Source organism: Bacillus sp. HY001, assembly GCF_007558965.1.
In the GTDB taxonomy this organism is placed as follows: Bacteria; Bacillota; Bacilli; order Bacillales; family Bacillaceae_G; genus Bacillus_A; species Bacillus_A mobilis.
Genome location: NZ_VLTE01000310.1, coordinates 1 through 1233 on the forward strand (window position 1 = coordinate 1; position 1233 = coordinate 1233).

Genomic DNA, 1233 nt, shown 5'->3' on the forward strand with positions numbered 1-1233 from the left:
GAATCTTATGGAATCAGCAACAACAAAAGAAGTTAAGTGATGATATTGAAGTTCATATTGTGGAGATTCCAAAACTCATGCAACAGTGGCGGAATGAACAAGTTAATCCCTGGGAAGATTCTTTTGTTCGTTGGTTGTTATTACTTCCAGCGAATGAGGATGAACAATTAACTCAAACATTGGAGGATATTGCGATGAACCAAGACCCTATTTTACAAAAAGCGATGAATAAATGGGAACGTATGAGTCAAGATTCTTCTTTCCGACAAGCGTATGAAGCAAGGGAGAAAGCGTTGATGGATGAAGCCGCAAAGTTTGCTTATGCAGAACAAAAAGGGATTGAAAAAGGGAAAATGCAACTTATTCGTGGTATGCATAAAAACGGAATGCCAATAGAAGATATTGCAAAGTTTACAAATTTACGTATAGAAGAAATACGAAATATTTTACAAGCCTAAATAATTAAAAGTAACAACTACAAATACTTGTAGGTATTATTTTTTAGTGACCGCCACCAGGAAGTATAGTTAATGTTTGAAAAGATTTGAACTACTCCTACTTTCACTTCGTTTTACAAAAAAGAAGGCCAAGGTTGAAAATAGATAAATCATAATAAAAAACTACAGGTCTGTAATTGATTAAGAACCTGTAGTTTTTTTATGTTTATCCTATTTTATTTTCCATTTTTTTGCGTTTCAATAATAAATTTTGAAACTAATTCTGATAATGCTTCTACTTTTTCTTTTATGTTGTTAGATTGATTTGATACTTCCTCAATTGATGCCGCTTGTGATTGGATTGACTGTACAGTTTGAGTGGTTTCTTTAGCTATTTGTGTTGCAGTTTCAGAAACACTTGATATAGAAGCATTAACTTCTTCTGTACCAGCAGACATTTCTTCTGTTGCTGCAGATACCTCTTGAATTTGGCTAGTGATTTTATTAATAGCCACCATAATAGATGAGAATGCTTGATCTGCTTGATAAGCAGCTTCTTTTCCTTCTGTAGCCTTTTGTTGACCTTTTTGCATGACATTCACCGTATCTTTTGTATTTGTTTGAATCAATTGTATTAAATGATTAATTTCATTTGCGGACTCTTTCAACTTCTCTGCTAAATTCCTTACTTCGGCTGCAACTACTGCAAACCCTTTTCCATTTTCTCCAGCACGCGCAGCTTCAATAGCAGCGTTTAATGCGAGAAGATTGGTTTGTTCGGCAATGTTAGTGATAG

2 protein-coding genes are annotated in these 1233 nt (G+C 34.3%); one reads left to right on the forward strand and one right to left on the reverse strand.

Annotated features, from left to right (window positions below; genetic code table 11):
- Positions 1 to 458: Rpn family recombination-promoting nuclease/putative transposase (locus FOT98_RS31485; RefSeq protein ID WP_144291274.1), on the forward strand; the 458-nt coding region annotated here is incomplete at its 5' end.
- Positions 459 to 673: 215 nt separating this feature from the next.
- Here FOT98_RS31485 and FOT98_RS31490 read toward each other — a convergent pair.
- A partial coding sequence (locus tag FOT98_RS31490) for a methyl-accepting chemotaxis protein (RefSeq protein WP_260851161.1) occupies positions 674 to 1233 on the reverse strand: 560 nt, incomplete at its 5' end.